The sequence below is a fragment of the Erwinia sp. AC075 genome (assembly GCF_979253995.1).
This window is the reverse complement of the sequence record NZ_CEEDEU010000001.1, coordinates 2687196-2702968: the sequence shown is the minus strand read 5'-3', so window position 1 is coordinate 2702968 and position 15773 is coordinate 2687196. Positions and strand designations below refer to the sequence as shown.

Sequence of the window (15773 nt, the reverse complement as noted above, 5' to 3'; positions counted from 1 at the left end):
AGTCAGTTCACGCTTTTTTTTACGTAACGGCAGGAAATAATGAGCAGCAGCCAGACCCTGGTAGTGAAACTGGGGACCAGCGTATTAACCGGCGGATCGCGTCGGCTGAATCGGGCACATATCGTCGAGTTGGTGCGCCAGTGTGCGCAGCAACATGCGGCAGGCCATCGGATTGTGATTGTCACCTCGGGCGCCATGGCGGCCGGACGTGAGCACCTTGGCTACCCGGAACTGCCGCCGACCATCGCCTCAAAGCAGCTGCTCGCTGCGGTGGGGCAGAGCCGGTTGATTCAACTGTGGGAGCAGCTGTTCTCGATTTACGGTATCCATATCGGCCAGATGTTATTAACCCGCGCGGATCTGGAAGATCGTGAACGTTTCCTTAACGCCCGTGACACCCTGCGCGCGTTGTTGGATAACCATATCGTGCCGGTAATTAATGAAAACGACGCGGTCGCCACCGCTGAAATCAAAGTCGGCGACAACGACAATCTGTCGGCGCTGGCGGCGATCCTGGCTGGCGCAGATAAGCTGCTGCTGCTGACCGATCAGCCGGGTTTGTTCACCGCCGATCCGCGCAATAATCCCGAAGCGGAACTGATTGGTGATGTGCATCTGATCGACGATGCGCTGCGGGCATTAGCCGGCGACAGCGTTTCCGGACTGGGCACCGGCGGCATGGCGACCAAGCTGCAGGCGGCCGACGTGGCCTGCCGCGCGGGCATCGACACCATTATTGCTGCCGGCAATCGCGCTGGCGTGATTGCTGACGTGATCGACAGCAAGCCGGTCGGCACGCGTTTCCATGCGCTGGAAACCCCGCTGGAAAACCGTAAACGCTGGATCTTCGGTGCGCCGCCTGCGGGTGAAATTACCGTTGATGACGGTGCGCTTTCCGCCATTCTGGAACGCGGCAGCTCGCTGTTGCCGAAAGGCATTCGCGAGGTGAGCGGCAACTTCTCGCGTGGCGAAGTGATCCGCATTCGCAGCCTGCAAGGGCGCGATGTGGCGCACGGCGTCTGCCGCTACAACAGCGATGCGATGCGGATGATTGCCGGGCACCATTCCCAGCAGATCAGCGACATTCTCGGTTATGAATATGGTCCGGTTGCCGTTCACCGCGACGATATGATCGTCAGTTAAGGAGTAAGACATGCTTGAAGAAATGGGCAAAGCCGCGAAAGCCGCGTCTTACCAGCTGTCGGTGCTGTCCACCGTGCAGAAAAATCAGGTCTTGATGACCATTGCCGATCGCCTTGAAGCGCAAAGCGCGGAGATCCTCGCGGCTAACGCGTTGGATCTGGCCGATGCGCGGCAGAACGGCATGAGTGCCGCGCTGATGGATCGCCTGATGCTCAATCCGGCGAGGCTGAAAGGCATTGCCGATGATGTGCGTCAGGTCTGCCGTCTGGCGGATCCGGTGGGCGTGGTGATCGACGGTGGCGTGCTGGACAACGGTCTGCGCATTGAACGCCGCCGCGTGCCGCTGGGTGTGGTGGGGGTGATTTATGAAGCCCGCCCGAACGTCACGGTAGACGTCGCCAGCCTGTGCCTGAAAACCGGCAACGCGGTGATCCTGCGCGGCGGCAAGGAAACCTACCGCACCAACGGCGCAACCGTGCGGGTTATCCAGGGCGCGTTAAAAGAACACGGCCTGCCTGCGGGTGCGGTGCAGGCGATTGAAAGCCCGGATCGTGAGCTGGTTAATCAGCTGCTGAAACTGGATCGCTATGTCGACATGCTGATCCCTCGCGGTGGCGCCGGTCTGCACAAGCTGTGCCGCGAACAGTCGACCATTCCGGTGATCACCGGCGGCATTGGCGTTTGCCATATCTTTGTCGACCAGCAGAGCGAGCTGGAAGCGGCCATGACGGTGATTATCAACGCCAAGAAACAGCGTCCGAGCGCCTGTAACTCGGTGGAAACGCTGCTGGTGCATGCGGCTATCGCCGACAGCTTCCTGCCGGAACTGAGCCGCAGCATGGCGGAAGAGGGCATCACGCTGCATGCCGATCCGCGTTCGCTGCCGCTGCTGCAACAAGGCCCGGCTGAAGTCAGCGCGGTCACTGAAGAGCAGTACCGTGACGAGTGGTTAGCGTTGGATCTGAACGTTAAGCTGGTGGACGATCTTGACCAGGCCATCGCCCATATCCGTGAGTATGGCACTCAGCATTCCGATGCGATCCTGACCCGCAGCATTCACAATGCCGATCGCTTTGTGAATGAGGTCGACTCCTCGGCGGTGTATGTTAATGCCAGCACGCGCTTCACCGATGGCGGTCAGTTTGGTCTGGGCGCTGAAGTCGCGGTCAGCACGCAGAAGCTGCATGCCCGTGGCCCGATGGGCCTTGAAGCGCTGACCACCTATAAGTGGGTGGCCTTCGGCAATGACACGGTGCGTGCGTAAGCAAAAGTCCGACGTTGAAGCCTGAATTTATCGGGCAAGCAGAGCCACAGGGAAGGGGCTCTGGTCGTATCCAGGGAGAAGTTGTCGCCTGTTGCTGCTCAACATCGTAAGGACATTCTGCATGGTTACCCTGTCGCAAATTCTTCCCTTCGCTGCCATCGCGCTCGGTCTGGTGCTGACGCCCGGTCCAAATATGATTTACCTGATTTCCCGTTCGCTCTGTCAGGGACGAAAAGCGGGAGTTATTTCGCTGGCCGGCGTGGCGCTGGGTTTTATGTTTTATATGGTCTGTGCCGCGCTGGGGATTACCGCGCTGATTATGGCCGTGCCGCTGGCCTACGATGCGCTGCGCATCGCCGGTGCAGCGTATCTGCTGTACATGGCATGGCAGGCTGTTTTCGGCGGCAAATCGCCGTTCCAGGTCCGCGATTTGCCGCCCGACAGTTCGCGTAAGCTGTTCACCATGGGGCTGCTGACCAACCTGCTTAACCCTAAAACCGCGGTGATTTATCTGACTCTGCTGCCGCAGTTTATCCGGCCTGAACAGGGGCACGTACTGGCCCAGTCTCTGACCTTAGGCATCACGCAGATCGTCACCAGTATGCTGGTCAATGGCCTGATTATTTTCGCCGCAGGCACTATCGCTAACTTCCTTGCTCAGCGCCCAACCTGGCAAAAAATCCAGCGCTGGCTGATGGGCATGGTGCTGACCGGACTGGCCCTGCGCATGGTGATGGATGGCAGAAAATAGCGTCGCGGCCGATCGAACTCATCGATCGGCGCCTCGTTAAATCCTCGACGCACTCTCTTCTTCCGCCAGCATCTGGCGCAGCAGATCCTGCAACGCGATCTGCTGGGGCTGACTGAGCCCTTGCAGCATCCTGTCCTGGGTTTGCGTATGCACTACCAGCGCCTGCTCAATCAGCGATAATCCCTTTGGCGTTAAGCCCACCATCATGCTGCGCTTGTCCGCCGGGTCCGGGATCCGCGCAATCAGCCCACTGGCTTCCAGCCGACTTAACCGGTTGGTCATCGCCCCGGACGTCACCAGCAGCGAAGTGAAAAGCTGGGTGGGCGTCAGGCGGAAGGGTTCTCCGGCACGGCGCAGCGTGGCCAGCACATCAAACTCACCTTCACGAAAGCCAAACGGCGCCAGTGCGCTGGCACGAGCTTTACTCAGCTGCTTCATAATCCTCAACATTCTGCCGAACACCGCCATCGACGACGCATCCAGATCCGGCATGGCGTCAGCCCATTGAGCGATAACGAAATCAACATGATCTGGCATCATTTCCCTTAATTCTTTGTGGTTAACATGTTCATTAGTGCGCACCGACTATCGGCAAGGCGAAATTTATCTTAACGTTAAGATAAATCAGTTCACACTGCCAGCACACCTCTGCTGAGCAACACCTTATCCGAAGGAGTCGGTTATGAAATCTGCATTCTCAGCCATTACGCTGTTTGCCCTGCTTGTTCTGTTGGTCGGCCTTAATCTGCGGCCACTGATGGCCGCTGTCGGGCCGCTTTTGCCCCTGTTACAACGCCAGGAGCAGCTGACGGGCACCACTATCAGCCTGTTAACGACCCTGCCGGTGCTGATGATGGGCATCATCGCGCTGGCCAGCGGTAAGGTGTTGCGCCGAATCGGTTACGTGCGGGGCATCGCCACTGGCCTGGGCATTATTACATTTGCCTGCGTGTTCAGAGGATTTTATACGTCTGGCGGGGTGTTAATGGCAACTGCGCTGGCGGGCGGAATGGGCATTGGCCTGGTGCAGGCGGCGATGCCTGCCCTGATCAAGCGACGCAGCGCCCGACATACCGGTACGCTGATGGCGCTGTTTTCAACCGGGATTATGGGCGGCGCGGCGGTGGCGGCGGCAACAGCAGAACCGCTGTCGGTCTCGTTGGGGCTGAATTATGCCCTCGGCCTGGCGGCGTTGCCAGCAGCGCTGGCCTTTATCATCTGGTTCGCCGCCGAAAAGAATCAGCCGCAGGCGGCGACTCAACCGGTTCAGTCAACGTATTCGACCTCGCGCGCCTGGCTGCTGCTGGCTTTTTTTGGCATCGGGACCGGCGCTTACACGCTGGTGCTGGTCTGGCTGCCGCCGTTTTATATTGAGCACGGCTGGAGCGCACGTAACAGCGGCTTTCTGCTCGCCGCGCTGACCTTAACCGAAGTGGTTTCTGGCTTTATCGTTTCGGCAGTGATCCACCGTTTCACCGACAGACGCGCGCCTTTACTGCTGGTGTTGCTGATGATTTTGGTCGGGCTGCTCTGTCTGGTGTTCTTCGGAGGAAAGGCCGCGATCCTGTCGACGTTGCTGCTGGGGCTGGGAATTGGCGCACTGTTTCCTCTTTCGCTGATCGTGACCTTTGACCACGCCAAAACGCCGGAAGAAGCAGGTAAACTCCTCTCTTTTGTTCAGGGCGGAGGCTATATCATCGCCGCAACCATGCCATTGATCGCTGGCATGGTGCTGGACAGCACGGCGTCACTGAATACGGCATGGATGTTAATGAGCGGCGGAATTGTGTTGCTGATGATCCTTTCCCGCCGTTTTCGGCCAGCGTGACAGGCCGCGCCGGCGATAGTCATGTTCGGCAGCTCCCGGCAAAGACCTTATTTCTTACGGAATTCCCGTGGGCTGATTCCCATATGATTTCGAAACAGGCGGGAGAAATAAAGCGGATCGGTGTAGCCGACCGTTAACGCAATATGGGTGATGGCAAAACTGGTTTTGCTTAGCAACAGGCAGGCACGGGCAATACGCTGTTTCTCACGCCAGGCAAAGACAGTTTGGCCGGTCTCTTCTTTAAATAAGTGGGCCAGACGTGACGGGGAAAGGCAGGCGCGGCGGGACAGCTGTTCGATGGTGGTTTCTTCAGCCATATGTTCGTTCAGATACTGGCAAAGTGCTTCAATGCGGGGATCGCACTTGTGGCGGTGCAAATTGGGCTGCGCGCGGAAGCACTCCAGAATCACCCGTTCAACGGCATTCATTGCCAGCGCTTCGGATAACGGTTCCTGACTGACGCTCAGCTGGATCACTTCCATAAATCGCGCCTGCATCTGACTGGTGTCTTCTGCGGCGGCAAAGGTCAGGCGGCCGATGCCATCGCGAACATTGTCCCACTGCAGCCAGTCAATCCAGTAGGTTCGCGGAATAAAATAGATCCACAAATGGTCCCAGCACTCGCTGTGTTCGCTGCGGCCATAATGATGCGGTACGCCAGCCGGAAAATGCAGCACTTCGCCCGGCTTGCAGATAAAGCTGCCCTGAGACGTATGAATTTTCCCTTCACCTTTTAGGGTGATATTTAACACGTGGCCCTTCATGCCGGCAGCCCGGTTAATATAAAAGTCGAGCTTACTTCCGCGGGATATTGGGGTGAATCCTGCCACCATCCATGCTGTGAAGGTAAAGCGCCTGTAGAGAGGTGAAAAATTCAGCATCTCGGTATCTTCACTATGCGCCATCGCTGCGCTTCCTGCCGACAGAATAAAGAGTTGAGCAGCATAGCGCAGAGAATTAACCCTGCCGCGATGCGGCTCACATCTTCTCAACATTCAGAAAACCTGCGCTCAGCACAGCCTAATTTTGCAGTGAGGTGGCGGATAACCCGGAATCAACCGGCTGCGCAAACTTTCCTTCTGCCAGGTCTGCGGCAACCTGAGGATAAATAGCATCCAGCTTGTAGAAATAGAGCAGGACGATATTGGCTACCGCGAGGATCACCGGGAAGAATATAAACAGGAACTGGATCATCTGAATGGCGCTGGCGGGTTGCATGCCGCCTCCGCTGGTAAATCCGGCCAGGCTTAACAACCACCCGACGCTTGCCGTTCCTAACCCCATACCAACCGTCTGGCCCAGCGTGCCCGCACTGAATAAAATCCCTTCAATACGTAAGCCGGAGACCCACTCGCCGTAATCGATGGTGTCGGCAAGGAAGGCGAACATAGTGGCACCAATACCGCAGAAGCCAATGCTTCTGACCACCGTCGCCGCAATCACAAAGAAGGCATCCTGACGATCAAACAGCGGCAGAAGATAGCCAATACAGCAGACCAGTAATCCGCTCAGCGCCAGCTTACGTTTGCCCAGTCGTTTAATTAAAAAAGGGATCACTGTCAGCGTCAGTAATCCCGGTAAATATTGCGCCACGCTGACCCACGACATCATCGACAGGTCTTTCAGAATGTATTTGGTGTAATAAACACTGACGGTGCTGAGCGCGGTCAGGCTGGTAAAGGTGATCATTAAATACATAAAGATCATCAGCCAGTATTTATTCGCCCGTATTGCCGGCAGCACTTTCTTAAGCTCAATATTTTCGCGGTTGTCTTGCCGTACCGGCTTAATACGTTCACGGGTGCCCAGTGCGGTAAGGGTAAGAAACAGCGCGGTGAAAAAGCCATAAATGGCGAAGATGGTCATCCACGCACCGCTGCTGTTACCAAACCACGCCACCAACGGCAGCGTAATGACGCCGACCGTCAGCGATCCGCAGGTCGACAGGCCTTTGCGGAATACGCTTAACACGCCGCGTTCTACGGTATCGCGGGTAATCAACGCCAGCAACGAGCCATAAGCGATGTTATTGGCGGTAAAAAGAATGTTAGCCAGCAAATAGGTTACGCACACCCGGGTGACTTTAACCGCATAGCTGCTGTCCGGTACGCAGGCCAGCAGAAAGGTGGAAAGTCCGAACGGGATGGCGGTCCAGAGAACCCACGGCCGGGCTTTCCCCATCCGGGTTTGCGTCATATCGATACGCACACCCACCCAGATGCACAGCAGGCCATCGAGCACCCTGGCAAGGAACATTAACGAGCCCACCAGTAATGCTGACACGCCCACCACGTCGGTATAGTAATAGGCGAGAAAGGTCACCATCGTGGTGTAGGTGAGGTTAGTGCCGTAATCGCCGAGGCCAAAAGAAAGACGCTCTTTCAGCCCAATCGGCTGGGTTGCCACGCCATCACTCTTCATACCGCTTCTCCGCCAGATAAAATGACAAAATCCCAACCGGCTATTTCCAGCGTTTCGCCCGGTTCAACCTGCCGGTTATCAATCAGCGAAGTGGCTTGCCCCAACGGGTTTCGCAGCTGCTGAGGCGTCTGAGAGTAGTTAAAGATAAAGCACAGGTCCTTTTGCGCTTTACTTTGCGCCCGTCGAATTATCAGCGGGAAACTCACCTCCGACCTTAATGCGCTCAATGCTGGCGTGCTGAACAGGGTCGAGAAAACCTGCTCCATTCCGGCGGATGACAGGTTGCAGCCAATATAGGTCGCCGTCCCTTTGCCAAACTGATTGCGGGTGATGGCGGCATATTTTCCCCACTGCGGATGCTGATAGCGGGCCAAAATTTCGGTCTGTGACGATACCGGTTCCAGCAGCTCCATCCAGTCGGTCACCTGACCTGTTTCCTCCGTCAGCGCAAAGGTCTCAGTGGACAGCTGCACCTCATCTGGCTCAACGAACAGCTGATAGGTCACGCCGCAGGCTTCGCTGATAATGCCCGGCTGGATAGCCGTGCGCACCTTCAGATCCTGATTGGCAAAGCCGGATTTAAAGGAGTAAATGATATGGCCGCCTTGCCCGACGAAGGCATTGAGTCGCTGAAGCAGCGCATCGGATGCCGCATAGAGCAAGGGGACGATCAGCACGTCATAACGTTCGATACGCGGATCGTCGGCATCAAGAATATCCATCTCGATATTTTGTCGGTACAGGGCATCGTACCAACTGCGGAACAGATCGTTGTACTGGTGATTTTTGTCGCCGCCGAACTGATGTCCGCGCCACGGATGCCAGTCAATGGCGGTCAGCCCACGGTTACTGACCAGCATCGCCACGCGGTTACTTTTGCTTAAGCCGCTCAGTTCGGGCGTTAAGCGCTGCAGCGTTTTGCCAATGTCGCAGGCCTCGTCATACACCGGATTAGGCAGAAGGTCGTGGCTGAGCAGGCCTTTCCAGTAGGTTTCCCACGAATTATGAATCGAATGCCAGTGCCAGTAGCCCACCAGGCTGGCACCGTTGGCGATATGGCTAAACGCCTGCAGACGCAGCTGGCCAGGGTAAGGCGTCCAGTCCTTAAAGGCCTGAGCCTGGGTTTCCAGCACAAAGTAATTCTTATCCTTGGTGGTGCGGGCAATATCCCCGGTGAAGGCAATTTCGGCGCCGGTCAGCCGCGACTGGCCGGGATGATAAACGTCCACGCCGGTGATATCGACGACCTCAGACGCCGCGAAGTGATCGACCTCGCTTCGCAAACCAAACGACCAGTTTCGCCAGTCAAAATCGAAGTTATGGGTGACGAAGCGATCGGCCGATTTATATTCGCCGACCAGATCGACCTGCCAGCGCAGAAAATCGATCACCAGCTGGCGTTGAAAGGCCTGAAACTCAGCGCCGAGGCTGGCATTAATGGTGCCCTGGACCGACGGGAAATCTTCCCAGGCATCCACGCGATTACTCCAGTAATCCAGACCAAACGCCTGATTTAACGCCTGCAGATCGTCGTTGAATTTTTTCCGCAGATATTTAACAAAGGCGATCTGCACCGCCGGGCCACTGGTTTCATAATATTTGGTTTCGTTGTCGACCTGGAAACCAATCACGGCGGGATGGGACGCGGTGGCCGTTAACAGCTTGCGGATAATACGCTCGGAATAATAGCGATAGACTGGACTGGTAATATCCATCTTCTGCCGGGGACCATATTTATTCAGCCCCTGCGGCGTCACGGCCATCACCTCAGGATATTTCTTTGCCAGCCAGCCAGGAATAGCGTAGGTCGGCGTACCGATAATCACGCGAATATCGTTGGCCTGCATCTGATCGAGCACGGTGATCACCGAAGTGAAATCAAATTCCCCTTCCTGAGGTTCAAAAGTGCTCCAGGTACTTTCGGCAATGCGGACATAGTTGATACCGGCGGCTTTCATCATGGCGATATCTTTTTCCAGCCGCTCCTCTGGCATATATTCGCGGTAATACGCCGTACCAAACCAGATCTTATCCATTTCAGCCTCAATGCAGTCTCTGTAAGTGTGCTGCTAACTTAGCGGAGAACAATCAGCCGAAGCGGTAGCTGACTGTCGTCAACATAAAGAAATCTGCTGCCGTCAGCGCAGTCCGATCTGGATCACAAAACTCGCCGGACCGCTTGGCGCTTTCGCCGGGTTGGGTCGGTAATAAGACGCCTGCGGGCTGCCCTGCGGGTGAGCAGGGCAGTTACTGGAAGGGGGTTTAGCTCTGTTCGGCCACCAGGATCGCCAGCGTATCGGGTTCCAGTGCGACAAAAATATGTTCCTGATCGCCGGGGTAACAGATGTAATCCCCGACGCCTAACTCTTCTGGCGCGGCCTTCAGCCCCAACAGCGCGCGGCCCTGAGTCACAATAATGTGCTCCACCGATCCCGACGGATGGGGGTGAGACTGACGCTCCGATCCCGGCTGCGCCATCAGCAGGTAGATATCCCGACGCGCGCCCGGCGGGCAGGTTGCCAGCAAAATCGCCTGATAATCGGCCTTTTCAGCCACCACCTTGCTGCCTTCACCACGGCGGATCACCTGAGTGCTGGCGCTGACCGGCTCAAGTAATTTGGCAAATGGGATATTCAACGCGCCGCATAAGGCCCACAGCGTTTCAATGCTCGGGTTGCCGTTAGCGGATTCCAGTTGCGATAACGTGGATTTGGCGATCCCCGCCCGACGGGCGACCTCGGCCAGCGACAACCCGGCACGCGTGCGTTCCCGTGCCAGGCTTGCGGCAATGACGCTGATCGGCTGGGTCATGGTGTACCTCTTTGTTCATTTAATCGAACGAATCGTTCGCTTGATCTCGCTGTTTGTTGCGTTCATTATAATGGCGATTTCGTTCGATATGGTAAAACTTTATGCTTATGCACGCATTTTCCAGCCTGAACTCTCAGACTAAAAAAGCCATTTATCTGGTGTGCCTTGCCGTCGGCGTGGTGGGCGCTTCCTACGGTTCGCTGGCCACGGCCTACGGCTTCCCGTTATGGGTGCCGCTGTTCTCCACGTTGTTTGTGCTGGCGGGGGCATCGGAATTTATGTTTGTTGCCATCATCGCCAGCGGCGGCAATCCGCTGGCGGCGGCGGTGGCGGGATTACTGGTTAACGCCCGGCACTTTCCTTTCGGCATCGCGGTGCGGGATCTGGCCGGCACCCGTCTTAAGGGACTGTTGGGATGCCACATTATGAATGACGAAAGCGTGGTGTTTGGTCTGTCGCAATCCACTCCGAAACAGCGTAAAGACGCGTACTGGCTCTGTGGGCTGGGCGTGGCGATCGTCTGGCCGGTTGGGGCGATGGCGGGAAGCGTGGTGGGTAAACTGCTGCCGGATATCAATGCGATCGGCCTGGATGCGGTCTTTCCGGCGATCCTGCTGGCGCTGGTGATCCCGTCACTGAAATCGAAAACCACGCTGATCAGGGCGTCGTCCGGGGCGCTACTGTCATTAGCGGTGACGCCGTTTGTCGCCGTGGGGATGCCGGTGCTGATCTCGATGCTGGGCTTACTGACGAGGAAAAAATAATGCCGTCGAATGAATTAATTATTGCCGGGATCGCCTTACTGTCTGTCGGCACTTACCTGATGCGTTTTGCCGGGGTGAAGCTGGGCAACCGTATGGCGCTGTCGGAGCGCACGCGGGCATTACTGTCCGATGCCGCCACCACGCTGTTGCTGGCCGTGGCGTTAGGGAATACGTTTTATGAAGGCGTGCATTTTGCCGGAACCGCGCGCGTGGCGGGCGTGGCGGTGGCAGTGATTCTGGCCTGGCGAAAAGTGCCGTTAATCGGCGTGATTCTGGCGGCGGCGGTGGTTACCGCGCTGCTGCGTTACGTCGGCGTGCGGTGATCCGCAACTACCAGAACCATGACGACATGGTAAAGCAGTAAGCTATTGTTACGGATAATAAAATAAGTTCGACAGGTTTAAAGTAGGTCATGATGTTGGCAGGTGTTTAGGTTAAGTACTCAATACATCGGTAATTACGGCAGAAACTTTAGGCCAAATTCGGGATTACTTTTGCTAGCAAAAAGAGGGAATTCCCCCCTGCCGCCGCAACGCGCGTGGATGTTCAGGTAAATGTTGGGAATAGTCGGCTAAGCCGCTATTTTAGGGGTTGATGTTCGCGTCAGGAGACGAGAGATGGAGAGACTGGATTGCGACCGGATGTTTATCGCGGTAATGGAAACCGGCAGCTTTACCGCCGCCGCTCAGCGTCTGGGCACCAGCCACGGCCAGGCATCTAAACTTATCTCCCGCCTTGAGCAGCATCTCGGCGTGCAGCTGTTTCGCCGCAGCACCCGGGCGCTGGCCGCCACCGACGTGGGTCGCGCCTATTATGAAAAAATCCGGGTGCTGCTGGCGGATTACGATGCGCTGAATGACTCGGTGCGCAATTCATCGGATGCCCCGGCCGGAAAAGTGCGTATCTCTGCGCCCGTGACCTTCGGCACCACCCAGCTGACTCCGCATCTGATCGACTTCGCGCGGCGCTATCCCGGTATCGAACTGGACGTCAGCTTTGCCGACCGTGCGGTGAACGTGGTGGATGAAGGCTTTGATCTGGCGTTGCGCATCGGCAAGCTGGCGGACAGCAGCCTGATGGCGAGAAAGCTGTGCGATATCCGCATTATCACCGTTGCCTCGCCGGGCTATCTGGCAGAGCGTGGCACGCCCGAGCACTGGGAAGCCCTGGCCAGCCATGACTGCATTATTGATACCAACTTCCGCGATCCCTGGCGCTGGCCGTTTCAGGACGAGAAGCTGGCGCTGCAGGGGCAGCCGGTTAACGGACGCCTGAAGTTCTCCAATGCCGAGGTGTGCTTAAAAGCCGCCATTGCCGGACTGGGCATTGCCCGCTTGCCCTCTTTTGTCGCTGGCGAAGCCCTGAAGAATAAAGAGGTAGTGCCGGTGCTCGCCGCCAGCGAGATTGTGCCGCTCGGGCTGTTCGCCCTCTATCCACCGGCCAAATACCTGGCCCATAAATCCCGCACCTTTATCGATTATCTGGTTGAAGCCTTTGCCGGCGAGCCCGTTTGGGAGCAGGGCTGGTGATTGTTTCCATAATGGAATAAAACATCCTCAGAACCGCTGGATAATCATCATTCCGGAAATAAGATAGAGTCCTCTCATCAACTACTGAGAGGACACCACCATGACTGATACCCGTAGCGCACCCTATGCCCTGAAGCCAACACCGCTGAAAGGATAAGGGAGGATTTATGCTGGTTAATGGAAAATGGACGGCCGAATGGCACCCGGTGCAGGCTACCGATGAGAAGGGCGGTTTCGTCCGTCAGACCTCAAGCTTTCGTCACTGGGTCACCCCAGACGGCGCCGCCGGACCGACCGGCGAAGCGGGCTTCAAGGCCGAAGTGGATCGCTATCACCTGTATGTGGCGCTGATTTGTCCGTGGGCATCCCGCACGCTGATTGCCCGCAAGCTGAAAGGGCTGGAGAAAGTGGTCAGCCTGTCGGTAGTCGAGCCATGGTTGCTGGATGAAGGCTGGCACTTTGGTGACTATCCTGGCGCAAATAAGGACGAACTGAATCAGGCCGAGTGGGTGCATCAGCTTTACACCCAGGCTGATGCCACGTTTACCGGTCGGGCAACGGTGCCGGTGCTGTGGGATAAGAAAACCCGCACCATCGTCAATAACGAGTCAGCCGATATTGTGCGCATGTTTAACAGCGGCTTTGGCGAGCTGGCGAGTCACAGTTTCGACCTCTATCCTGCGGACTGGCAGAGTGAGATTGAGGCATTAAACGCGGAAATCTACCCACGCCTGAATAACGGCGTATATCGCGCCGGTTTTGCAACCACGCAGATCAGTTATCAGGAAGCCAGCGATGACGTCTTCGCCATGCTGGATAAGCTGGAACAGCGGTTGAGCGATGGCCGGGCATTTTTGACCGGCAACCAGCTTACCGAAGCGGATATCCGCCTGTTCGTCACGCTGATCCGTTTTGACGCGGCCTATCATGGCCTGTTCAAATGCAATCAGCGCAAGCTCAACGAATATGCCGGACTGGATGCTTACACCAAACGAATGCTGGATATTCCCGGTGTGCGTGAAACGGTCAATATCGATCATATTAAACAGGGCTATTACTCGATTAAGGCATTAAACCCCAATGGCATTGTACCTGCCGGGCCGAATTTAACGGCTTACGGGCTGTAAGCGACTGTATTAACAGAAAGCCGTTACCTGTATTTAGGTGACGGCTTTTTTTCGTTTAAATATGTGATCGGTATAAAAAGTGAATGATTTTTCTATTGAAACCTTCTGTTATCGGCATGACAATGAATAACTTTAATAAAACTGTTTGCCATGTGATTTTAAATCGATTGTATTTTAGGAATATGCTTGCGCTGGTCGTGAGGATTTATCTTTAACACGCGGGGAATGTGACGAGAAAGTAGCACTTTGCGTGCTATCTGTGTAAATAAATTCACATGTTGTTATCATGCGCGTCGCAATTTTTGACGGCTTTAATGACGTTTCCTGTCTTAAGATGAGTGGTTTTAGGGTGCTAACTCAAATTTATGGTGTTAAGTTTGTTTGTTAATTGTAAGTATTGTGATGATTTATTAATGAGATTATTCTTAGCGTGAATCCTTCTTATCAATGGAATAGATAATGCGTGTTGGTATCAGCATCCTCTGTTCTGTTTTATTTTGTTTCCCCGTAATTGCCTTAGCGGAAGTCTCTCCGGTTGACAGGAATGAAATACAACAGCAGCAGAATTTATTATTACAACAATCAGACCAGCAGCGCGATGCGCTTCGTCGACTCACGCCTGATACCAAAGCTTCTGCCAGTAAGCCGTCAGATACCAGTGGCCCTTGTTTTACTATTCGAACAATTACGCTAAGAGGTACGACGGTTCTTTCTCGTTCTGTCCAGCAGTCATTGACCGAACCCTGGTCAGGACGCTGTATGACATTGGCCGATATCAATCAGCTTATTCATGCTGTCAGTAACGAATATATCTCACGTGGATTTATTACCAGCCGGGCATTTATTCAGCCGCAGGATTTATCCAAAGGCGTCCTGGTGCTGGACATCCTTGAGGGAAAGTTGGAAAAAATCGAGTTAGATCACCAGCAGCCATTGATGCTGAAAACAGTCTTTCCTCATCTTCAGGGAGAGATTCTGAACCTGCGGGATATAGAGCAGGGAATGGAACAGATTAATCGTTTATCCGCATATCAGGTTCAGATTGATATTCAACCTGGTAGTCAAACCGGTTATTCAATCGTGCAATTGACACGGCAAAAACGCTTTCCATTACTGGCTTCAGTCGGCATTGATAACAGCGGACAAAAAAGCACCGGTGAAAATCAGCTCTTTGCCAACCTCACTGCAGATAACCTCCTGCGTATTGCCGACCAGTGGTATATCGGAGGGACTAACAGTCTCAATTACGGTACCAGTCACGATGCCAATAGTTTTATGGCGGGTGTATCGGTGCCTTATGGCTACTGGACGATTAATTACGACTACAGCTACAACGACTACCGCAATTATTTCTGGAACCGCTCTTATCAGTGGCGATCGACCGGGAGCACGGTGACTCAACGGCTTGGCGTACAGCGGGTGTTATTTCGCAATGGTCAGATGAAAACGGCGCTACTGATGGGAGTAACTCATCGGGAGGGTGAAAATCAGCTCAATGAGACGCGACTTGACGCCAGCAGCCGTCAAGTCAGTAGCTTTACGCTGGGTATTAACCAAAGCCAGAAATTATTAGGCGGCCTTGCCACTTTCAACCCAGCATGGACACGTGGCACCACCTGGTTTGGCGCGGAAAGCGATCGCGGTAAAAGCGATGATGCGCCACGTGCTGAATTTGTGAAATGGAGTCTGGCGTCAAGCTACTACCATCCGATCACCAGCAGCGTTAGCTACCTCACCAGCCTTTATGGGCAGTATAGCGAGGACGTGTTGTACGGCAGCGAGCAGATGACGCTGGGTGGCGAAAGTTCGGTACGGGGATTCAAGGAGCAATATCTTTCCGGCAATCGGGGTGGCTATTGGCGTAACGAAGTCAGCTGGCAAGCTTTCTCGGCATCCGTACCGGGCAATGTCAGCTTCACTCTTGCACTGGACGGTGGCTGGCTGCCCCATGACAAACGGCAGCCTTACAGCAACGGCACGTTATGGGGAACCAGTGTTGGTGTAGCCAGTGCTAACCGCTGGCTCAGCAATCAGTTCACCATCGGTCTGCCATTGGCTTACCCCGATAGCCTGGCACCGGATCATCTGGTGTTTTATTACCGTGTTGGCTTGAACTTTTAATTTTCAGGGAGAGA

Annotated in this window: 14 protein-coding genes; 9 read left to right on the top strand and 5 right to left on the bottom strand. The window is 55.2% G+C overall.

The window, feature by feature from the left end; all coding sequences use genetic code 11:
- Positions 1–39 precede the first annotated feature (39 nt).
- The 3 genes from proB to AC0IXH_RS12880 all read left to right on the top strand — a co-directional run bounded on the left by proB (position 40) and on the right by AC0IXH_RS12880 (position 3158).
- A complete protein-coding gene (gene proB / locus AC0IXH_RS12890) occupies positions 40–1143 on the top strand; it encodes a glutamate 5-kinase (RefSeq protein WP_013200920.1) in 1104 nt (367 codons plus the stop codon).
- 10 nt (positions 1144–1153) lie between these two features.
- The gene (proA, locus tag AC0IXH_RS12885; RefSeq protein WP_471720537.1) at positions 1154–2407 is read left to right on the top strand and encodes a glutamate-5-semialdehyde dehydrogenase; all 1254 of its coding nucleotides are present in this window, start codon (positions 1154–1156) and stop codon (positions 2405–2407) included.
- Between the two features lie 121 nt (positions 2408–2528).
- On the top strand, positions 2529–3158 hold the full coding sequence (locus tag AC0IXH_RS12880) for a LysE family translocator (RefSeq protein ID WP_471720536.1): 630 nt from the start codon (positions 2529–2531) through the stop codon (positions 3156–3158).
- Between the two features lie 36 nt (positions 3159–3194).
- Here AC0IXH_RS12880 and AC0IXH_RS12875 read toward each other — a convergent pair whose 3' ends face one another.
- Positions 3195–3695, bottom strand: a complete 501-nt coding sequence (locus tag AC0IXH_RS12875; RefSeq protein ID WP_471721152.1) for a MarR family winged helix-turn-helix transcriptional regulator — start codon at positions 3693–3695, stop codon at positions 3195–3197.
- A gap of 145 nt (positions 3696–3840) precedes the next feature.
- Here AC0IXH_RS12875 and AC0IXH_RS12870 point away from each other — a divergent pair, with 145 nt between their 5' ends.
- A complete protein-coding gene (locus AC0IXH_RS12870; RefSeq protein WP_471720535.1) occupies positions 3841–4986 on the top strand; it encodes an MFS transporter in 1146 nt (381 codons plus the stop codon).
- A 47-nt stretch (positions 4987–5033) separates the two neighbouring features.
- Here the strand turns inward: AC0IXH_RS12870 and araC are convergent, their stop codons facing one another.
- From araC to AC0IXH_RS12850, 4 genes are all read right to left on the bottom strand, one after another.
- Entirely contained in the window at positions 5034–5891 is an 858-nt protein-coding gene (araC, locus tag AC0IXH_RS12865) for an arabinose operon transcriptional regulator AraC (RefSeq protein ID WP_105759671.1), read from the bottom strand.
- Positions 5892–6006: 115 nt separating this feature from the next.
- Positions 6007–7407, bottom strand: a complete 1401-nt coding sequence (locus tag AC0IXH_RS12860) for an MFS transporter (RefSeq protein ID WP_471720534.1) — start codon at positions 7405–7407, stop codon at positions 6007–6009.
- The gene (locus AC0IXH_RS12855) at positions 7404–9443 is read right to left on the bottom strand and encodes a beta-galactosidase (RefSeq protein ID WP_471720533.1); all 2040 of its coding nucleotides are present in this window, start codon (positions 9441–9443) and stop codon (positions 7404–7406) included. Before AC0IXH_RS12855 ends, AC0IXH_RS12860 begins: the two co-directional genes overlap by 4 nt.
- Before the next feature lie 226 nt (positions 9444–9669).
- Positions 9670–10218, bottom strand: coding sequence for a helix-turn-helix domain-containing protein (locus AC0IXH_RS12850; protein WP_013200928.1), 549 nt, complete (start codon positions 10216–10218; stop codon positions 9670–9672).
- Positions 10219–10319: 101 nt separating this feature from the next.
- Here AC0IXH_RS12850 and AC0IXH_RS12845 point away from each other — a divergent pair, with 101 nt between their 5' ends.
- From AC0IXH_RS12845 to AC0IXH_RS12825, 5 genes are all read left to right on the top strand, one after another.
- Positions 10320–10982, top strand: a complete 663-nt coding sequence (locus tag AC0IXH_RS12845; RefSeq protein ID WP_041691918.1) for an AzlC family ABC transporter permease — start codon at positions 10320–10322, stop codon at positions 10980–10982.
- On the top strand, positions 10982–11305 hold the full coding sequence (locus AC0IXH_RS12840) for an AzlD domain-containing protein (RefSeq protein ID WP_346565629.1): 324 nt from the start codon (positions 10982–10984) through the stop codon (positions 11303–11305). Before AC0IXH_RS12845 ends, AC0IXH_RS12840 begins: the two co-directional genes overlap by 1 nt.
- A gap of 294 nt (positions 11306–11599) precedes the next feature.
- On the top strand, positions 11600–12511 hold the full coding sequence (locus AC0IXH_RS12835; RefSeq protein WP_013200931.1) for a LysR family transcriptional regulator: 912 nt from the start codon (positions 11600–11602) through the stop codon (positions 12509–12511).
- 167 nt (positions 12512–12678) lie between these two features.
- Entirely contained in the window at positions 12679–13638 is a 960-nt protein-coding gene (locus AC0IXH_RS12830) for a glutathione S-transferase family protein (protein WP_471720532.1), read from the top strand.
- Between the two features lie 459 nt (positions 13639–14097).
- Positions 14098–15759, top strand: coding sequence for a ShlB/FhaC/HecB family hemolysin secretion/activation protein (locus AC0IXH_RS12825; protein ID WP_471720531.1), 1662 nt, complete (start codon positions 14098–14100; stop codon positions 15757–15759).
- Positions 15760–15773 lie beyond the last annotated feature (14 nt).

Bases quoted from the DNA above. Each gene is read 5' to 3' on its own strand.
- AC0IXH_RS12850 (WP_013200928.1), bottom strand. From the start codon at position 10,218: ATGACCCAGCCGATCAGCGTCATTGCCGCAAGCCTGGCACGGGAACGC.
- AC0IXH_RS12880 (WP_471720536.1), top strand. From the start codon at position 2,529: ATGGTTACCCTGTCGCAAATTCTTCCCTTCGCTGCCATCGCGCTCGGT.
- araC (WP_105759671.1), bottom strand. From the start codon at position 5,891: ATGGCGCATAGTGAAGATACCGAGATGCTGAATTTTTCACCTCTCTAC.
- AC0IXH_RS12835 (WP_013200931.1), top strand. From the start codon at position 11,600: ATGGAGAGACTGGATTGCGACCGGATGTTTATCGCGGTAATGGAAACC.
- AC0IXH_RS12845 (WP_041691918.1), top strand. From the start codon at position 10,320: ATGCTTATGCACGCATTTTCCAGCCTGAACTCTCAGACTAAAAAAGCC.
- AC0IXH_RS12830 (WP_471720532.1), top strand. From the start codon at position 12,679: ATGCTGGTTAATGGAAAATGGACGGCCGAATGGCACCCGGTGCAGGCT.
- proB (WP_013200920.1), top strand. From the start codon at position 40: ATGAGCAGCAGCCAGACCCTGGTAGTGAAACTGGGGACCAGCGTATTA.
- AC0IXH_RS12825 (WP_471720531.1), top strand. From the start codon at position 14,098: ATGCGTGTTGGTATCAGCATCCTCTGTTCTGTTTTATTTTGTTTCCCC.
- AC0IXH_RS12860 (WP_471720534.1), bottom strand. From the start codon at position 7,407: ATGAAGAGTGATGGCGTGGCAACCCAGCCGATTGGGCTGAAAGAGCGT.
- AC0IXH_RS12875 (WP_471721152.1), bottom strand. From the start codon at position 3,695: ATGCCAGATCATGTTGATTTCGTTATCGCTCAATGGGCTGACGCCATG.
- AC0IXH_RS12855 (WP_471720533.1), bottom strand. From the start codon at position 9,443: ATGGATAAGATCTGGTTTGGTACGGCGTATTACCGCGAATATATGCCA.
- AC0IXH_RS12840 (WP_346565629.1), top strand. From the start codon at position 10,982: ATGCCGTCGAATGAATTAATTATTGCCGGGATCGCCTTACTGTCTGTC.
- AC0IXH_RS12870 (WP_471720535.1), top strand. From the start codon at position 3,841: ATGAAATCTGCATTCTCAGCCATTACGCTGTTTGCCCTGCTTGTTCTG.
- proA (WP_471720537.1), top strand. From the start codon at position 1,154: ATGCTTGAAGAAATGGGCAAAGCCGCGAAAGCCGCGTCTTACCAGCTG.